The sequence below is a fragment of the Embleya sp. NPDC055664 genome (assembly GCF_053618075.1).
The window spans coordinates 516,800-535,190 of sequence record NZ_JBSHGZ010000001.1 but is presented as its reverse complement, the minus strand read 5'-3'; the positions used below and the strand labels follow the sequence as shown (position 1 = coordinate 535,190).

At 71.0% G+C, this 18,391-nt stretch carries 13 protein-coding genes; 6 read left to right on the top strand and 7 right to left on the bottom strand.

Annotated features, from left to right (window positions below; translation table 11 throughout):
* The first annotated feature begins 103 nt into the window (after positions 1-103).
* Positions 104-4,057: an ATP-dependent RNA helicase HrpA gene (gene hrpA / locus ACWGR4_RS02260; protein WP_452128319.1), complete on the top strand. Its 3,954-nt coding sequence runs from the start codon at positions 104-106 to the stop codon at positions 4,055-4,057.
* A 97-nt stretch (positions 4,058-4,154) separates the two neighbouring features.
* Here the strand turns inward: hrpA and ACWGR4_RS02255 are convergent, their stop codons facing one another.
* From ACWGR4_RS02255 to ACWGR4_RS02235, 5 genes are all read right to left on the bottom strand, one after another.
* Positions 4,155-4,445, bottom strand: a complete 291-nt coding sequence (locus ACWGR4_RS02255; RefSeq protein WP_078974632.1) for a YiaA/YiaB family inner membrane protein — start codon at positions 4,443-4,445, stop codon at positions 4,155-4,157.
* Between the two features lie 177 nt (positions 4,446-4,622).
* Positions 4,623-7,040: an endopeptidase La gene (lon, locus tag ACWGR4_RS02250; RefSeq protein WP_379996882.1), complete on the bottom strand. Its 2,418-nt coding sequence runs from the start codon at positions 7,038-7,040 to the stop codon at positions 4,623-4,625.
* A gap of 246 nt (positions 7,041-7,286) precedes the next feature.
* Positions 7,287-7,607 (bottom strand): hypothetical protein, encoded by a 321-nt coding sequence (locus ACWGR4_RS02245; protein ID WP_452128318.1) that lies wholly within the window; start codon positions 7,605-7,607, stop codon positions 7,287-7,289.
* 432 nt (positions 7,608-8,039) lie between these two features.
* Positions 8,040-8,648 carry a dihydrofolate reductase family protein gene (locus ACWGR4_RS02240; RefSeq protein ID WP_452128317.1) on the bottom strand — a complete coding sequence of 203 codons (609 nt, stop codon included), beginning with the start codon at positions 8,646-8,648 and terminating at the stop codon, positions 8,040-8,042.
* Positions 8,649-8,711: 63 nt separating this feature from the next.
* Positions 8,712-9,065: a hypothetical protein gene (locus tag ACWGR4_RS02235; RefSeq protein WP_379996876.1), complete on the bottom strand. Its 354-nt coding sequence runs from the start codon at positions 9,063-9,065 to the stop codon at positions 8,712-8,714.
* Positions 9,066-9,250: 185 nt separating this feature from the next.
* On the opposite strand from ACWGR4_RS02235, the gene ACWGR4_RS02230 reads away from it, so the two are divergent.
* The 3 genes from ACWGR4_RS02230 to ACWGR4_RS02220 all read left to right on the top strand — a co-directional run bounded on the left by ACWGR4_RS02230 (position 9,251) and on the right by ACWGR4_RS02220 (position 12,829).
* Positions 9,251-10,480, top strand: coding sequence for an MFS transporter (locus ACWGR4_RS02230; protein WP_452128316.1), 1,230 nt, complete (start codon positions 9,251-9,253; stop codon positions 10,478-10,480).
* Positions 10,481-10,618: 138 nt separating this feature from the next.
* Positions 10,619-11,245 (top strand): NADPH-dependent FMN reductase, encoded by a 627-nt coding sequence (locus ACWGR4_RS02225; protein WP_379996872.1) that lies wholly within the window; start codon positions 10,619-10,621, stop codon positions 11,243-11,245.
* Positions 11,246-11,314: 69 nt separating this feature from the next.
* Complete coding sequence (locus tag ACWGR4_RS02220) at positions 11,315-12,829, top strand: DHA2 family efflux MFS transporter permease subunit (protein WP_452128315.1); 1,515 nt, start codon at positions 11,315-11,317, stop codon at positions 12,827-12,829.
* A 123-nt stretch (positions 12,830-12,952) separates the two neighbouring features.
* Here ACWGR4_RS02220 and ACWGR4_RS02215 read toward each other — a convergent pair whose 3' ends face one another.
* Both ACWGR4_RS02215 and ACWGR4_RS02210 read right to left on the bottom strand, forming a co-directional pair.
* Positions 12,953-13,666 (bottom strand): HdeD family acid-resistance protein, encoded by a 714-nt coding sequence (locus ACWGR4_RS02215; RefSeq protein WP_379996868.1) that lies wholly within the window; start codon positions 13,664-13,666, stop codon positions 12,953-12,955.
* A gap of 140 nt (positions 13,667-13,806) precedes the next feature.
* Positions 13,807-15,648: a class I adenylate-forming enzyme family protein gene (locus ACWGR4_RS02210; protein ID WP_379996866.1), complete on the bottom strand. Its 1,842-nt coding sequence runs from the start codon at positions 15,646-15,648 to the stop codon at positions 13,807-13,809.
* Between the two features lie 377 nt (positions 15,649-16,025).
* On the opposite strand from ACWGR4_RS02210, the gene ACWGR4_RS02205 reads away from it, so the two are divergent.
* Together ACWGR4_RS02205 and ACWGR4_RS02200 are read left to right on the top strand one after the other, a co-directional pair.
* A complete protein-coding gene (locus ACWGR4_RS02205) occupies positions 16,026-17,198 on the top strand; it encodes an acyl-CoA dehydrogenase family protein (protein ID WP_379997322.1) in 1,173 nt (390 codons plus the stop codon).
* Positions 17,195-18,340: an acyl-CoA dehydrogenase family protein gene (locus ACWGR4_RS02200; protein WP_452128314.1), complete on the top strand. Its 1,146-nt coding sequence runs from the start codon at positions 17,195-17,197 to the stop codon at positions 18,338-18,340. Before ACWGR4_RS02205 ends, ACWGR4_RS02200 begins: the two co-directional genes overlap by 4 nt.
* The last annotated feature ends 51 nt before the right edge of the window (positions 18,341-18,391 follow it).

Here is an 18,391-nt window from a genome sequence, read left to right as displayed (position 1 = left end):
TACGTTCAACAATTGACCTGACAGAGGGAACGGCGCTCCGAGCGCTTTCGGGAGTAATCCACTGGCCGTCGCCCCCGGGGTGCCACTTATCCTTGACCCCGTAATGGGAACGCCAGTAGCCACATCTCAGCTCGCCGACCTCCAGGCGCGCCTGCCCCACCTGATGCTTCGGGATCAGGACCGTCTGCGCCGTCGCCTGGACCGGACCCGCAAGAGTCGCAAGGGCCCGCAGCAGGTCGCCGAGACCGAGAGCCTGATCGCCGCGTTCGACGCCGCCGAGACACGGGTCGCGAACCGGCGTGCCGCCGTGCCCACGATCGGCTACCCCGAGGCACTGCCGGTCAGCCAAAAAAAGGACGACATCCTCGCCGCGATCCGCGACCACCAGGTCGTGATCGTGGCGGGCGAGACCGGCTCGGGCAAGACCACCCAGATCCCGAAGATCTGTCTGGAGCTGGGCCGGGGTGTCCAGGGCCTGATCGGCCACACCCAGCCGCGCCGGATCGCCGCCCGCACCGTCGGCGACCGCATCGCCGAGGAGCTGGGCGGACAACTCGGCGACGTGGTCGGCTACAAGGTCCGCTTCAACGACCAGTCGAGCGACAACACCCTGGTCAAGCTGATGACCGACGGCATCCTGCTCGCCGAGGTGCAGAACGACCGGCTGCTGCGCCAATACGACACGCTGATCATCGACGAGGCGCACGAACGCAGCCTCAACATCGACTTCCTGCTCGGCTACCTCAAACAGCTGCTGCCGCGCCGCCCCGACCTCAAGGTGATCATCACCTCGGCGACGATCGACCCCGAGCGCTTCTCGCAGCACTTCGACGACGCGCCCATCATCGAGGTCTCCGGCCGTACCTACCCGGTCGAGGTGCGCTATCGCCCGCTGGTCGCGGAGGTCGACGAGGACGAGGACGACGAGGAGGGCGGCGGCAAGCGCCGACCCGACGACCGCGACCAGGTCCAGGCGATCGGCGACGCGGTCGACGAGCTGCTCGGCGAGGCGTCCGGCGACATCCTGATCTTCCTCAGCGGCGAGCGGGAGATCCGGGACACCGCCGAGGCACTGAACAAGCGGCAGCTGCGCAACACCGAGGTGCTGCCCCTGTACGCCAGGCTGTCCGCGGCCGAACAACATCGGGTCTTCCAGCAGCACACCGGCCGGCGGATCGTGCTCGCGACCAACGTCGCGGAGACCTCGCTGACCGTGCCGGGCATCAAGTACGTGATCGACCCGGGCACCGCGCGCATCTCCCGCTACAGCCTGCGCACCAAGGTGCAGCGGTTGCCGATCGAGGCCGTCTCGCAGGCCTCGGCCAATCAGCGCAAGGGCCGCAGCGGGCGCACCTCCGACGGCATCTGCATCCGGCTGTACTCCGAGGAGGACTTCGAGTCGCGGCCCGAGTTCACCGATCCGGAGATCCTGCGCACCAACCTGGCCTCGGTCATCCTGCAGATGACCGCGCTCGGCCTGGGCGACATCGCCGCGTTCCCGTTCGTGGAGCCGCCGGATCGGCGCAACATCAAGGACGGCGTACAACTGCTCCAGGAGCTGGGCGCGCTCGACCCCGACGAGCCGGACGTGCGCAAGCGGCTGACCCCGATCGGGCGCAAGTTGTCCCAGCTGCCGGTGGACCCGCGCCTGGCCCGGATGATCCTGGAGGCGGACCGCATCGGCGTGGTCCGCGAGGTGCTGATCATCGCCTCCGCACTGTCCATCCAGGACCCGCGCGAGCGACCGACCGAACACCAGCAGCACGCCGACCAGTTGCACGCGCGGTTCGCGGACAAGGAGTCCGACTTCCTCGCGTATCTCAACCTGTGGAACTACATCAGGGAACAGCGCGACGAGCTGTCCTCCAGCCGGTTCCGCAAGATGTGCAAGAGCGAGTTCCTGCACTATCTGCGCATACGCGAATGGCAGGACCTGCACAGCCAGTTGCGCTCCGCCGCCAAGTCGCTGGGAATCGAGGCGACCGGCGAGCCGAAGGAGCCGAACACCCAGCACATCCACACCGCGATCCTGTCCGGTCTGCTCTCGCACATCGGCCTGATGGACCCGGCCAAGCGCGAGTACGGCGGCGCGCGCGGCACCCGCTTCTCGGTCTTCCCCGGCTCGGCGCTGTTCAAGAAGCCGCCGCGGTGGGTGATGGCGGCCGAACTCGTCGAGACGTCCCGGCTGTGGGCCCGGATCGCCGGCCGGATCGAGCCGGAGTGGATCGAACCGCTGGCCGGGCACCTGATCAAGCGCACCTACAGCGAGCCGCACTGGGAACAGAAGATGGCCGCGGTGATGGCCTTCGAGAAGGTCACGCTCTACGGCGTGCCGATCGTGGCCGCGCGCAAGGTCGGCTACGGCAAGGTCGATCCGGAACTGTCGCGCGAACTGTTCATCCGGCACGCCTTGGTGGAGGGCGACTGGCGCACGCACCACAAGTTCTTCGCGGCCAACCGGCGACTGCTCGCCGACGTCGAGGAGCTGGAACACCGGGCCCGGCGCCGGGACATCATGGTCGACGACGAGACCCTGTTCGACTTCTACGACGAGCGCGTCCCGGCCGACGTGGTCTCCGGGCGGCACTTCGACGCGTGGTGGAAGAAGGCCCACCGCACCGATCCGGACCTGCTGAGCTTCGAGAAGTCCATGCTGATCAACGCCAAGGCCGGCGGGATCACCGAGGAGGACTACCCGAACACGTGGGTCGAGGAGGGTCTGGAGCTGGCGCTGACCTACCAGTTCGAGCCCGGCTCGAACGCCGACGGGGTGACCGCGCACATCCCGGTCGCGGTGCTCAACCAGCTCTCCGGCGAGGGCTTCGAGTGGCAGATCCCGGGGCTGCGCGAGGAGTTGGTGACCTCCTACATCCGGTCGCTGCCCAAGGGCATTCGGCGCGGCTTCGTACCGGCGCCGGACTACGCGCGGGCGATCCTGGGCCGGCTCACCCCGCGCAAGGGCTCCCTGGTGGACGGCCTGGAGCGGGAGTTGAGTCGGATGGCCGGGATGCCGGTCAAGCGGGAGGGCTGGGACCTCACGAAGGTGCCCGAGCATCTGCGGATGACCTTCCGGGTGCTCGACGACGACCGGCGCGTGCTCGCCGAGGGCAAGGACCTGGACGCGCTGAAGCTGAAGCTGCGCGAGCGCATGCGGGCGGCGGTGTCCGAGGCGGCGAGCACGCTGGACATCGAGCGCGCCGGCGTCACCACGTGGGACTTGGGCGAGTTGCCGCGCGTGGTCGAGCAACGACGCGGGCCGCTGGTGGTCAAGGCGTATCCGGCGCTGGTCGACGAGGGCGGCTCGGTGGCGGTGCGGCTGTTCGACAGCGAGCCGGAGCAGCTGCGCGCGATGCGGGACGGGACGCGGCGCCTGGTGTTGCTCAACGTGCAGTCGCCGGTCAAGCAGATCCAGGGCCGGCTGCCCAACATGGCCAAGCTGACGCTCAGTCACAACCCGCACGGGGGCATCGACGCGCTCTTCGAGGACATCCTCGCGTGCGCGGCGGACATGCTGATCCGCGACGCGGGCGGGCCGGCGTGGGACGAGGCGGGCTTCGTCCGGCTGCGCGATCGGGTCAAGGCGGGGCTGCCCCGGCTGACCGAGGACACGGTGGTCAAGGTCGAGCGCATCCTGGGCGCCTCGCACGGGGTGGCCGGGCGGTTGAAGACGACCCGCAGTCCGGCGCTGGCCCCGGCGCTGGCCGACCTGAAGGCGCAGTACACGGCGCTGGTGCACAAGGGCTTCGTGGCCGAGGCGGGGTGGCGCCGGTTGCCGGACGTGCACCGCTATCTCCAGGCGATGGAGCGCCGGTTGCAGCGGCTGGAGGCGGACCCGGTGCGCGATCGCGAGCGCATGCAGAAGGTCCATCAGATCCAGGCGGCATACCGGGACTTGATGGACCGTCAGGCAAAGGGTGCGCCGATTCCGGCGGAGGTGGCGGCGGTGCGCTGGCAGATCGAGGAGCTGCGGGTGAGCTATTTCGCCCAGTCGCTCGGCACCCCGCAGCCGGTGTCGGACAAGCGGATCCTGAAGACGATCGAGGAACTGGGCGGGTAGCGGCGGGCGGTGCGACGGGGCCGGGGGCGCCGGGGGCCTCGGACGCACCGCCGGTCCGCGTGCGGATCGGTGTTCGGATCGGTGTGCGGATCCTTGTTCAGACGAGGTCGTTCTTGAACAGGTCGTGGTCGGTGAGCAACTTCTCCAGGCGAGCCTGGTCGACCCGGTTGACCACGGCCTCGCTCTCCTGCCGGTCCCGGACCACCTTGGCGAGGGTGATGCTGGAGGTCACCACGTAGAGCACGCCGATGCCGAGGAAGGCCCGGATCCAGCGGTCGACCGGGAGATACACGATCCCGATCAGAACCGCGCTCACGGACACCCCGAAGGACAGTGCGGCCTGGACGAAGAACCCTTGGGTGTTGTTGGTGCGCAGCGGCGAAGTCATGACGACAGTCTTGGGCCGGACGGGTGTCGCGCACATGAGTAGGTGTACTCAAGTGGCACGACCCGCCTCCCGATCCCGACCGGGTCGCGGCTCGTGTGGCCGAAAAGCACCGCGCGAGCCGCCCCTTCGGACGGCTCGCGCGGTGGGTTGTCGGGGTTGTCGGGACATCGCCGAGGGTCAGGCGGCCACGACCTGCCGACTGTCGGCGGGTTCGAGGGCCAGGTGCAGGACCTCGCGGACGTCGGCGACCGCGTGGACCGTGAGCCGGCTCAGGATCTCCTCGGGCACGTCGTCCAGGTCGGCCTCGTTGCGCTTGGGGATCAACACCGTGGTCACACCGGCGCGTTCGGCGGCGAGCAGCTTCTGCTTCACGCCGCCGATCGGCAACACCCGGCCGGTGAGCGAGACCTCACCGGTCATCGCCACGTCGGAGCGGACCGGCCGCCCGGTCAGCAGCGACACCAGCGCGGTGGTCATCGTGACACCGGCGCTCGGGCCGTCCTTGGGGACCGCTCCGGCCGGGACGTGGATGTGCACGCCGCGGTCCTTGAGGTCGCCCACCGGCACCTCCAGCTCCGCCCCGCGCGAGCGCAGGTAGGACAGCGCGATCTGGGCCGACTCCTTCATCACGTCGCCGAGTTGGCCGGTCAGGGTCAATCCGGTGCCGCCGGTCTCGGCGTCCGCGAGCGATGCCTCGATGTAGAGCACGTCGCCGCCCGCGCCGGTGACCGCCAGGCCGGTGGCCACGCCCGGCACCGCCGTGCGCTGTTCGGCCTTGCTCAGCAGCGACTCCGGGGTGTGCCGGGGCCGGCCGAGGTAGTCGCGCAGGTCGCCCGCGTCCACCGTGATCGGCAGCGGGTGCGACGCGGCGTCGAGCGCCTGCCGGGCCGCGACCTTGCGCAGCACGCGGGCGATCGAACGCTCCAGGGTGCGGACGCCCGCCTCGCGGGTGTACTCGCCCGCGAGCAGCCGCAGTGCATCCTCGGTGAAGGACACCTCGGTGGCATCCAGGCCCGCCTTGTCCAACTGACGCTTGATCAGGTGGTCCCGGGCGATGACCACCTTCTCGTCCTCGGTGTACCCGTCCAGGCGGACCAGCTCCATCCGGTCGAGCAGCGGCTCGGGGATGGTCTCCAGGACGTTGGCGGTGGCCAGGAACACCACGTCGGACAGGTCGAGTTCGACCTCCAGGTAGTGGTCGCGGAAGGTGTGGTTCTGGGCCGGGTCGAGCACTTCGAGCAGCGCCGCGGTCGGGTCGCCCCGGTAGTCCGAGCCGACCTTGTCGATCTCGTCGAGCAGGACGACGGGGTTCATGCTGCCCGCCTCCTTGATCGCCCGGACGATCCGGCCCGGCAGCGCGCCGACGTAGGTGCGGCGGTGGCCGCGGATCTCGGCCTCGTCGCGGACGCCACCGAGGGCGACCCGGACGAACGAGCGGCCCATCGCGCGGGCCACCGACTCGCCGAGCGAGGTCTTGCCGACTCCGGGCGGGCCGACCAGGGCGAGCACCGCGCCGGAGCGCCGGCCGCCGACCACGCCCAGACCGCGCTCCTCGCGGCGCTTGCGGACCGCCAGGTATTCGACGATGCGCTCCTTGACGTCGTCCAGACCGGAGTGGTCCGCGTCCAGGATCGCGCGCGCCTCGGCGACGTCGTACGCGTCCTCGCTGCGCTCGTTCCAGGGAATCTCCAGGACCGTGTCCAGCCAGGTCCGGATCCAGCCGCCCTCGGGCGACGCGTCGGAGGCGTGCTCCAGCTTGTCGACCTCCTTGAGCGCGGCCTCCAGGACCTTCTCCGGCAGGTTCGCGGCCTCGACCCGCGCCCGGTAGTCCTCCTCCTCGCTGTCCGGGGTGCCGTTGAGCTCGTTCAGCTCCTTGCGCACCGCGGCCAACTGCTGCTTGAGCAGGAACTCGCGCTGCTGCTTGTCCATGCCCTCCTGGACGTCCTTGCGGATCGTCTCGGCCACGTCCAGCTCGGCGAGGTGGTCCCGGGTCCAGCCGACCACCTTGGTCAGCCGCTCCTGGACGTCGATCGTCTGGAGCACCTCGATCTTCTGCTGCAGGCTCAGGTAGGGGGCGTAGCCGGAGTTGTCCGCCAGGTCGCCGGCGTCCTCCAGAGCCTGGACGTGGTCCACCACCTGCCACGCACCGCGCTTGCCGAGCACGGTGGTGACCAGGGCCTTGTACTCCCGGGCCAGCTCCAGGGTGCGTTCGTCGGCCTCGACGTCCGGCACCCGGGTCGCCTCGACCCACAGCGCCGCGCCGGGGCCGGTGGTGCCGCTGCCGATCCGCACCCGGCCCTCGCCGCGCACCACCACGACCGACTCACCTCCGGGCAGCCGGCCGACCTGCTCGATCACGCCGAGCGTGCCCACCGCCGGGTACTGCCCGTCGTCACGCGGAACAAGCAGCACCCGCGCCTTGCTCTCACTACGGACGCCGGGCCCGGTGGACCGCCCCGCGGCGGCCCGCGCGGCATCCACGGCGGCACGGGTCTCCGCGTCGTCGAGTTCGAGCGGGACCACCATGCCGGGGAGGACGACGACGTCGTCCAGCGGAAGAACCGGCAGGGTCAGGGTCCCGATGGTCTCGCTCATGTCATGCCCCTTCAGTGGCCACAGTCGAAAAACTTGCGCTGTACCGACTCAAGAAACACGAGCCCCTCTTTGTTCCCCCACCCACCCCGCCCCCTGTTCGCCCTGGGCGAAGTCGTCCTTTGGCCGGCCCGCGGCGACCACGGCTGTGACCGGGCGCGTGGGGTATCGGGGGGCTCGGAACGCCGAAGGGCCCCGGATCGCGAGCGATCCGGGGCCCTTGTCCACAGCGTGGGGAGGATGGCGACATCAGCCGCCGCAGTCCCACACGTAGTTGGCCGGGCCACCGGTCGAGTCCCAGCGGAAACGCTTGGTCTCACCGCCGGCAAGGTATTGGCATTCCGGGTCGGGCCAGCCCGAGACCTGGACGCTCAGGTTCATGCGACGCCCACAGTCGTTGCGGACGTCCGCCCACCGCCAGGTGGGAAACCCGACGTGGGTGTCCTGATTGACGATCACGGCGCAGTCCAAAGGCTCCACGGCGGGGACTGCGGCTGTGGCGGCGGGTGCGGCGGACACGACGACGCCGGCGGTCGCGAACGAGAGGGTGGCGATAGCCGTCCAGGACACATATCGGCGAGAACGAGTAAGAGAGCGCATTTCTTTGCCTCCGGGTCGATGTGTCGCTCCCACTGTGGGAGCACTCACACACCCAGACTCCCTGCGGCGAGTAGTCGGATCATCACGCGCAGGCACGACTTCGCCGTACATCGATCCGCGTACGTCGTCAGCCGTACGGCCTCATACCGGCGCGGCGCCCAAACGCGCGAGGCGGGCGCCGCCCGGGGCGGATGCGAGGCAGTGCGGGGCGACTGCGAAGCGGTTCGGGACGTGTGACGTTGACGGCGGGATACCGCCAGACCGGGGGTGGTCGGGCGGCTGTACCGGACTCTCCGTTGCCGGGGGTGGCGCGCCTCGTTCGTGGTCATGGGTGCACCCGCGCTCGGCGCCGCGATCGCGCTGGGCCCGGCGGGGTTCGGGGCGGCGAAGGTGGCCTGTGAGCTACTGGTAGCTGTCGTAGGTGGGCTTGCCCTTCGGTCGGTAGATGCCGAGGACGGTGCCGCCCTTGGTCGTCGAGACGCCGACCGGCTCCAGCGCGGTGGGGATCGCTCCGTCGGCGAACAGCCGCTTTCCGGTGCCGATGATCACCGGGTGGATGGTCAACCGGTACTCGTCGACGAGGTCGTGCCGCATGAGGGTCTGGGCGAGGTCGCCGCTGCCGACGACGTTGATGTTGCCGCCCTCGGATGCCTTCAACGCGCGGACGGCATCGGCGATGTCGCCCTCCAACAGCGTGGAGTTCCGCCACTCGACGGATGTCAGGGTCCGAGACGCCACGTACTTGCGCATGCTGTTCATCCGCTCGGTGAACGGATTGTCGGGATCGGCGGTCGGCCAGTACGACGCGAAGATGTCGTATGTCTTGCGGCCCAGCAGCATCGCGTCGGAGTCCTCGTACCACTCGGCGATGCCCGCGCCGACCTCCTCGTCGGTCACCGGCTTCTGCCAGCCGCCGTGCTCGAAGCCGCTCTCCGCGTCCTCGTCCGGCCCACCCGGCGCCTGCATGACGCCGTCGAGCGTCAGGAACGTACAAACGATGATCTTGCGCATGGTGTCCTCCCTATGTCGTCGACGGGTAGACCCCACAACCACCGAAAACTCATCGGCGCAGCGTCAGAGGTGGCGTTGGGCGGCTTCGACGATGGTGTCTGCGGTGGTGTTGAACGCTATGGCCGCGCCGGGGGCGTGGGTGCGGACGAGGTTGACGGTCTGTTCGAAGAGCGGGAGGAGGTCTTCCGACTTGCGAATGCCGCCGCCGATCAGAACCACGTTCCAGGCGCGCTCGGTCAGGGCGGCGACGATCGTGGGCTCGGCGGTCTCGTCGGGGCCGAACACGGTCATGGACGCGTGGATGCCGTGGTCGGCGAATCGGGCCAACTCCGCCTCCAGGGTGGCGAGTAGGGCGGCACCGTTGGTTCCGGGGACGATGTGCGGGTCGATGCCGAGTACAAGAACCGAAGAAGTCATGGGGTCAACCTACGAAATCGGGTCCGGCGGCCGGAACGGTGGGCCCACGTGGGCCGGTTGGGCTTCGGGCGGGTGACGGCTCGGCGTTGAGGGCGGGTTTCCGCCAGACCCGGGGTGGTGGGGGTGGCTGTACTGGATACGCCCCGGCTTCCGGGGCTCCCCCCACATCACCGAAAGGGACACCCATGTCCGTCATCGCCCGAGTCGACGAACGTGCGGCCGCATCGCCCGAGCCCGGGACGGATCTCGCGCCGCCGCGGCAGTACTGGGCCGCCGTTGTGTGTTTGTTCCTCGGGATCTTCGCGATCGTGACGACCGAGATTTTGCCGATCGGGTTGTTGACGCCGATCGGGGACGACTTCGGGGTCTCGGACGGGACGGCCGGGTGGTTGATGACCGTGCCCGGGTTCCTGGCCGCGATCTGTGCGCCGCTGGTGACGGTGTCCACCGGGCGGCTGGATCGGCGGAGCATGCTCGTCGCGCTGATCGTGCTGCTCGCGGTGGCGAACTTCCTGGCCGCGCTCGCGCCGGCGTTCTGGGTGGTGCTGGTGGCGCGTGCGCTGGTCGGGGTCACCATCGGCGGCTTCTGGTCGATCGGGGCGGGCCTGGCGCCCCGGTTGGTACGGCCCGAGGCCGTGGGTACGGCGACCGCCGTCATCTTCGCCGCGGTGCCGGCCGGCTCCGTACTCGGCCTGCCCGCCGGTACCCAACTCGGCGAACACCTCGGCTGGCGGGCCTCGTCCATGGTCATGGGCGCCCTCGCGCTGGCCGTGTCGATCGCGCTGCTCGCCCTGCTGCCCCCGCTGCCCGCGACGACCGTGACCCGGGCCCGGGTACTGCGCGGCCTGTTGCGCGGCACCGACGTGCGGATCGGACTCGCCGCCACCGCCCTCGTGGTGATCGCGCACTTCGGGGCCTACACGTACGTGACGCCCTTCCTCGAGGAGGTCACCCACGTCGACCGCGGCCGGATCGGCCTGTACCTGCTGGCCTTCGGCGTGGCCGGCATCGTCGGGAACTTCGTCGCGGGCGCGGCCCTGCCCCGCCACTTGCGCACCGCCTTCGCCGGCTGCGCCGCGCTGATCGCCGCGGCGACCGCCCTCTTCCCGGTCCTGGGCCGGTGGGACGCGGGCGCGTTCGGCCTGCTCGTGGTGTGGGGATTGGCCTACGGCGCGGTCCCGGCCTGCTCGCAGACCTGGTTCGCCCGGTGCGCGCCCGACGCCCCGGAGGCCGCGACGGTGGTGTTCACGTCCTCCTTCCAACTCACCTTCGCCGCCGGCGCCCTCCTCGGCGGCGGCGTCGTGGACGCGACGTCCCCCTCGACGGTCATGGTGTGCGCGAGCGCGGTCGCCCTGACGATGGTCGCCGTCGTCGCACCTCTCGGCGCGCCCGGCCGCGACAGGGCTTCGAGGTAGCCCGATACCTGCCCCAAACACGCCGAAAGGGTTCGGGAAAGCGGTAGTTGACTTCAAGTCGACTTGAACTTCTAACGTTTTCCTCGTCGCCCGGAGCAACCGCTTCCGAGGCGCATCCGAACTCTTCTTGGGGACGCCATGACCACGCTCGCGCACACCGTCGCCGACATCGACACCACCACCGCCGGCGCCGACAGGTTCCGGCTCGCCGTCATCGTCGGCAGCACCCGGCAGGGCCGGTTCGCCCCGGTGGTGTCGAACTGGTTCGCCGGCGCGGCCGAGGAGCACGGCGACTTCGAGGTCGACATCATCGACCTGGCCGAGGACCGCCTGCCCGACGTATGGGCCCCGCTGAGCGGCGAGCCCGCCGCCGTGGTCGCCCGGGTCGGCGCCCGCCTCGCCGCCGCCGACGCGTTCGTCGTGGTCACGCCGGAGTACAACCACAGCTTCCCGGCCGGGCTGAAGAACATGATCGACCTGTTCCGGAACGAGTGGCAGGGCAAGCCCGTCGGCTTCGTGTCCTACGGCGGCATCTCCGGTGGCCTGCGCGCGGTCGAGCAGCTGCGTCTGGTCTTCGCCGAGCAGCACATGGTCACCACCCGCGACGGGCTCGCCTTCCCGATGGCGTGGGAGAAGTTCGACGCCGACGGCAAGCCGGTCGACGCGGCCGGTACCGCCGCCGCCGCCAAGGTCATGCTCGACCAGCTCGCCTGGTGGACCGAGACCACGCGGTCGATGCGCGCGCGCCGCCCGTACGGCGTCTGACCCCCAGCGCGCGTCTTCAAGCGCCCGTCGCCGCAGCGTACCCACCCCGTCGAAAGCCAGGAGCCCGCGATGGCAACGACCACCGCCCCGGCCGCGAACTCCCCCGCGGCCACCCACCCCACCGACACCCCGCCCCGCGGCATCGCCGCCATCGCCCTCGTCGTCGTGCTCGGCTCGATCATGTCGGTTCTGGACGTGACGGTCGTCAACGTCGCGCTGAACCACCTCGCGCAGGACTTCGACGCCCCGCTGGCCACGATCCAATGGGTCGCGACCGGGTACACCCTCGCCCTGGCCACGGTCATCCCGATGGCCGCGTGGGCGATGGGCCGCTTCGGCACCAAACGGCTGTACATGTTCTCGATCGGCACCTTCGCCGCCGGATCGGTCCTGGCCGGCCTGGCCTGGTCGGCCGAATCGCTGATCGTCTTCCGGGTCCTGCAGGGGCTCGGCGGCGGCCTGATCATGCCGGTCGGGATGACCATCCTGGCCCGCGCCTCGGACCCGAGCCGGATGGGCCGCACGATGGCCATCCTGGGCATCCCGATCCTGATCGGCCCGCTGGTCGGCCCGATCCTGGGCGGATGGCTGGTGGACGACGTCTCGTGGCGCTGGATCTTCTTCATCAACGTACCGATCGGCGCGATCGCCCTGGGCCTGGCCGCCAAGGTCTTCCCGCGCGACACCGCGCAACCGACCAGGCCGCTGGACGTGCCCGGACTGCTGATGCTCTCCCCCGGCCTGGCCCTGCTCATCTACGGGCTGGCCACCGGCGGCGAGAAGGGCGACTTCGGCGCCGCCGGGGCGCTGGTGCCGGCCGTGCTCGGTGCGCTCCTGGTGATCGGCTTCGTGGCCCGGGCGTTGCGGATCGAGCACGCGCTGATCGATCTGCGACTGTTTCGCAGTCGGCCGTTCGTGGCCGCCGCGGGCACCATGTTCCTGTTCGTCTGCGCGTACTTCGGCTCGATGATGCTGGCTCCGCTGTACTACCAGCTGGTGCGCGGGGAGAGTGCCACCGCCTCCGGGATGCTGGGCGCGCCGCAGGCGCTGGCGACGGCGCTGTCCATGCAGGTGGCCAGTCGGCTCAGCGACCGGATCGCGCCGGGGCGGATCGTGTTGATCGGGATCGTGGTCGCCGCGTCCGGGTTCCTGGCGTTCACCACGCAGGTGGCGGCGGATACGCCGTACTGGGTGCTGATGGCGTGCATGTCGGTGACCGGTGTCGGGGTGGGGATGACGCTGATGCCGACCACCGCCTCGGCGCTGCGCACGATGTCGCACGAGCAGGTCGCGGTCGCGGGGACGACGTTGACGATCATCCAGCAGGTGTCGGCGGCGATCGGTGGGGCGTTGATGTCGGTGCTGTTGGCCGGGTCGATGCGGGATGGCCTGCCGGCCGGGCAGGGGGCCGGCGGGCTGGGCGAGCTGCACACGTTGTCGCCGGATGTGGTGGTGGCGATCGGGCCGGCGTTGGCCGATGCGTTTCAGGGGACGTACTGGTGGGCCGTGACGTTGATGGGGCTGGCGTTCCTGCCGGCGCTGTTGATGAGCCGCCGTCGGCCCACGGGGGCGGTGGGCGAGTAGGCCGGGGTCGGGCGGCCGTCCTCAAGCGCCGGACGGGCTGGAAGTGGCGGCCCGGGTCTGCTGTCCTCAAACGCCGGACGGGCTGTATGGCCCGTCCGGCGTTTGGTTGTTGTCTCTTGGGTGTTATTGGTCTTCGGTCGGCTGCTTTGTCATCGTGTCCGGGCCCTTGTATGTGCCCTCCCTCGTGGGGGGCTTTTCGGCTGTCCATTCGGTCGGCCCGGTGGGCTCGGGGACTTCCGCGTCTCGGACCATGCCTACGATTCGGCGGCCGGTGAGGCCCAGGCTGACCAGGCTCAGGCCGTCGAAGAGCAGCGCCAGGGAGATGAACGTGCCGATCACGTAGCGGCTGCTGCTCGGCCATTCGGCCAGTACCAGCAGGCCCAGGACCAGGTCGACCACGCCGACGCCGATGGTCCAGATCATCTTGGCCGACATGCTCGCCACGCCGCCGACGATGCGGAACATGCCCGCGCCCAGCAGCAGCAGGGCCACGAACAGGGTGAGTGCCTGCGCCCCCACGTCGGGTCGGCGCAGCAGCACCACGCCCGCCGCGATGTTCAGCGCCGAGACCGCGACCACGAGCCAGAACGCGTTCTCCTTGCGCGCCTGGATGGCCTGGACGAAGCCGACCACGCCGCCGATCAGCAGCAGCCAGCCGAACAGCACCATCGTGGTGAGCGTGGCCAGGCCCGTGTAGATCAGGCCGACGACCCCGCCGAGCATCAGGACCACGCCGAGCACCACGAGCAGACCGAACCCGAATCCCTTGCCGCTGCGTCGATGCCGCCCCACGCCGGATTCGGCGGAGGGACCGCTGACGCCCTTCGTGCTCTCCATGGGGTGCCGCTCCTCGGATCCGTCCCGCGCCCGCGAAATCGCGTGCGTGGTACGCCTTCCCGCTGGAAAGCGACATATCCGCACGATCGGCTGTTCGCATGATCGTCAGGGACCGGGGCGGGCCCCGCGCGGCGCGCCGCTCAGCGACCCGTCCCCGGGGGCAACGACGGCGGCAGCGCGGAGCGCACCGGGGACAGCGCCGGGGCGAGCGCCGGTCGGGCCGTGGGCATCGGCGTGGCCGTCGCCGTGGTCACCGTGACCCCGCGCACCGCCGGGCCCGGCCGATCCGTCAGGCCCAGGAAGTGCCTGCGCAGCCGATACTTCTCCACCCGCCCGTTCGGCGTCCGCGGCATCCGGGCCACGATCCGCACGTACGCCGGCCGCATGTACGCGGGCAACGACTGGGTGCACCACGCGCGTAGCTCGTCGGGATCCAGCGGCCGACCCGGCTCCGGCTCGGCGTACAGCACCACCTCGTCCTCGTCGTCCCGGTCGGCGGGCACCCCGAACACCGCACCGACCGCGATGTCGGGATGCTGGTTGACCAGGTCCTCGATGTGGTACGCCGACACGTTCTCGCCGCGGATCCGGATCCGGTCCACGACCCGGTCGACGAAGTGCAGCAGCCCGTCCTCCTCGTCGAACACCGCCGCGTCGCCGGTGTGGAACCACAGGTTGCGGGTGGCCTCGGCAATGCTCAGCGGGTCGCCCACGTACTCCTGGACCAGCAGCCCCGGCAGATGCGGACGCATCGCCAGGTGGCCCACCACCCCGCGCGGCACCGGCCGGTCGTGCTCGTCCAGGATCGCCACCCGGGTGAACGGCAGCGGCGCGCCCAGACAGCCCCGGCGCACGATCCGCGACGCGGGCAGCACCGGTACGCCCAGGCGGTCGCACACCCGCTTGACCTCCTTCGCCCCCAGCCCGCGCCGCAGCGCCTCCGGGGTGCCCTCGCCCGGGTCGGCGCCGATCAGCACGGCGGCGATCGGCAGTCCGGTTTCGACCTGCCCGTAGCCCGCCACCACGGTGTCGATGCCGTAGCGGCGCGCGAACGAGTGGTGGATCGCGGGCAGCGGCTGCATCAGCACCTTGCTCAGCGGGTTGTCCCGCTCGCCGCGCCGCTCGGGCGCACCGGAGAGCCAGCCCACCATCGTCTCGGTGAGCACCGCGCTGGTGGCCCCCGCTGCCGTCACCCGGCGCCAGAAGTCGACCGGGTGGAACCGGTCCCACAACGACACCCCCGCGCCGGTCCAGGCCGCCCGGGCCAGCCCGGCGAACGCGCCCTGGAGCGAGTGCATCGGCAGGTCCACGTGCACCACGTCGTCCGGCGTGGTCAGCCGGCGCAGCAGCAGGGTGTACGCCGCCAGCCAGCGGTGCGGCAGCACGGCGGCCTTGGGCCGGCCCGTCACCCCGGCGGTGTGCACGATCATCGCGACGTCGGCGGGGTCGTTGACCACGCCCGGCGGCTCGGCGCGGGCCAGGAAGTTGGCGTAGGCGATCTCGGGATAGCCGTGCGGCGGACGCGGCCCGACCGCGTCGTGCACGGTCAGCCGGGGCAGCCGGTCCAGGTGCGGGCGCACCGCCTCCAGCGACTGCACCAGCATGCGCTCGGTGACCACGAGCAGCGGTGCGGTGGACTCCAGCTGCTCGACCAGCGGGTCGCCGATCAGGTCCGGGTCGATCGGGCAGTAGACCGCGCCCGCCTTCCAGATGCCGAACATCCACAGCGCGGCCGCGTACGAGCTGCGGCAGTGCACCGCGATCCGGTCGCCGCGCCGCACGCCCGCCCGGGCCAGGTTGCCGGCGATCGTGTCGGTGGCCCGCTTGGCCTCGGCGTAGCCGAGGTCCAGGCCGTGCTCGCCGTAGTGGATGAAGACCCGCATCGGGGTGTGCGCCGACCACCGGTCCAGTGCTTCGGTGACCGACTCCCCGTCCGCGGCGAGTTCGGCGGCGAGACCCGCCTCGAGTTCTTCGGCGGTCATGGCTTGTGACAACCCCCTTGCGACACGCAAAAACCCGGAAGCCGGCGGCTGGAGACCGTGCGTGTACTCGATCACACGGGGACAAGAACATATCGCCTGCGCGTGCGGGTTGGGGGCCCGGGCACGGGCTTCCTACCGGTGAGTTCAGCACTTAGCATCCAGGTGGCCCGGTTGTCGACGGTGTGTCGTACGACGGGAACAGGGCGTCATGGTGGCGAACGGAGGCACCTCCTGTGCGAGAGCGGGGCGGCGTGAGCGATACGGACAACCAGCCCGACAACGGGCACGACGACGGGCTCGGCAACGAACCCCGGGCCGCGTCGGGCACCGCTCCCGAGGGCCCACCGGCCGCGGGCGGCCCGCCCGACGCGGCGGAACTGCGGCGGCGGGTGGCCGACTTGGTCGCGGCGCACGATCCCACCACGATGTCCTCGGTGGAATTCCTCGGGCACCGCTTCGACGCGGGCCTGGCCTGGGTGCACTTCCCCGTCGGCTGCGGCGGTCTGGGCGCCTCGCGGGCGCTGCAACAGGTGGTCGAGGACGCGTTGATCACGGCCGGCGCCAAGGTGGTCAGCGCGTACCGCAATCCGATCGGCCTCGGGATGGGCGCGCCCACGATCGTCGCGCACGGCAACGCCGAGTCGCGCGCGCGGTTGTTGCGCCCGCTGTGGACCGGCGAGGAGGTCTGGTGCCAGCTGTTCAGCGAGCCCGGCGCGGGATCGGACCTGGCGGGGCTGGCCACCCGGGCGGTGCGCGACGGCGACGGCGACTGGATCGTGACCGGCCAGAAGGTGTGGACCTCGCTCGCGCACAAGGCGCGCTGGGCGATGTTGCTCGCCCGGACCGATCCGGACCTGCCCAAGCACCAGGGGCTGACCTACTTTTTCCTGGACATGACCTCGCCCGGGGTGGAGGTGCGCCCGCTGCGCCAGGCCACCGGACAGGCCGAGTTCAACGAGGTGTTCCTGACCGACGTACGCGTGCCCGACGCGCATCGCGCGGGTGAGGTGGGTCAGGGCTGGGCGGTGTCGAACACCACGCTGATGAACGAGCGGGTGGCCATCGGCGGCGGCGCCGCGCCCCGCGAGGCGAACGCGATCGGGGCGGTGGCGCGGATGTGGCGCGACCGGCCGGAGTTGCGCACTCCCGGCCTGCACGACCGGCTGCTTCGGGCCTGGGTGGAGTGCGAGGTGGCCCGGCTCGGCAACGAGCGCATCCGCCAGCAACTCGCGGTCGGGGCGCCCGGGCCGGAGGGGTCGGCGGCCAAGATCGCCTACGCGCGGCTGAACCAGGACGTGACCCGGTTGTGGCTGGAGCTGACCGGCGAGGAGGGCCTGGGCTACGACGAGTGGACCATGCGGCGCAGCGACATGGGCCAGGCCTCGCTCGGCGCGCGCGCTCCGGGTTACTACTACCTGCGGGCCAAGGGCAATTCGATCGAGGGCGGCACCTCGGAGGTGTTGCGCAACGTAATCGCGGACCGGGTGCTGGATCTGCCGCGCGAGCCGCGCACCGATACGAAGGTGGCGTGGAAGGAGATGCCCCGGTGAGCGAGCCCACGATTCCCTCGCTGCTGTACGGCGAGATCGAGGAGGAGTTGCGCGCGACGCTGCGCGAGCTGCTGCGGGACCGGTGCGGGTGGCACGACGTGCTGGCCCGGATCGACACCGACGAGGCGTACGACGAGGGCCTGTGGAAGGCGGTGGCGGCCGAGTTGGGGTTGGCCGGGCTGCTGATCCCCGAGGAGTTCGGCGGGGCCGGCGCGGGGCCGCGGGAGGTCGCGGTGGCGCTGGAGGAGCTGGGCCGCGCGGTGGCGCCGGTGCCGTTCCTGGCCAGCGCGGTACTGGCCACCTCGGCGCTGCTCGCCTGTCCGGCCGGTGCGGCGCGCGATGCCGCGCTGCGCGCGCTGGCGGAGGGGACCCGTACCGCCACGCTCGCGGTGACCGCGACCACCTGGCCGGAGGCGGGCTTCCCGCTGTCGGTGACGGGAACGTGGGAGGACGGGGAGTTGTCCCTGACCGGCGCGGTGACCGGGGTGTTGGCCGTGGATCGGGCCGAGCTGCTGGTGTTGCCGGTGATCGTTTCCGGCGAGCCGCATCTGGCGCTGGTGGCCGGTGACGCGGCGAACCTGTTGCGCGGCGCGGTGACCTCGTTGGATGCGACGCGCCCGGTGGGCCAGGTGACGCTGGATCAGGTCCGCGGTCGGGTGGTGGCCGGTCCCGAGCACGCCGAACGGGCCCTGGGGCACGCGGTGCGCTACGGCGCGGCGCTGCTCGCGTCCGAGCAACTGGGCGTGGCCGAGCAGGCGTTGGCCGAGGCGGTCGGCTATCTGAAGGTGCGTCACCAGTTCGGCCGGCCGATCGGCTCGTTCCAGGCGCTGCGCCATCGTGCGGCCGACCTGTGGTCGGACCTGGCGTCGGCCCGGGCCGCGGCCCGCTATGCGGCGGCGTGCCTGGCGGAGGACTCCGCCGACGCGGCGGTGGCCACCGCGCTGGCCCAGGCGTACTGCTCCGAGGTGGCGGTGCGCACGGCGGAGGAGTGTGTGCAGATGCACGGCGGGATCGGCTTCACCTGGGAGCACCCGGCGCACCTGTACCTCAAGCGGGCGATGTCCTCGGCGCTGCTTCTGGGCACCGCGGACCGACACCGGGGCACGCTCGGCGCGCTGGTGGACCTGCCGCCGGCGATCTGAGCAACCCGCGCACATGCGGATGGCCGGCCCCGTTCGGGGCCGGCCATCGGC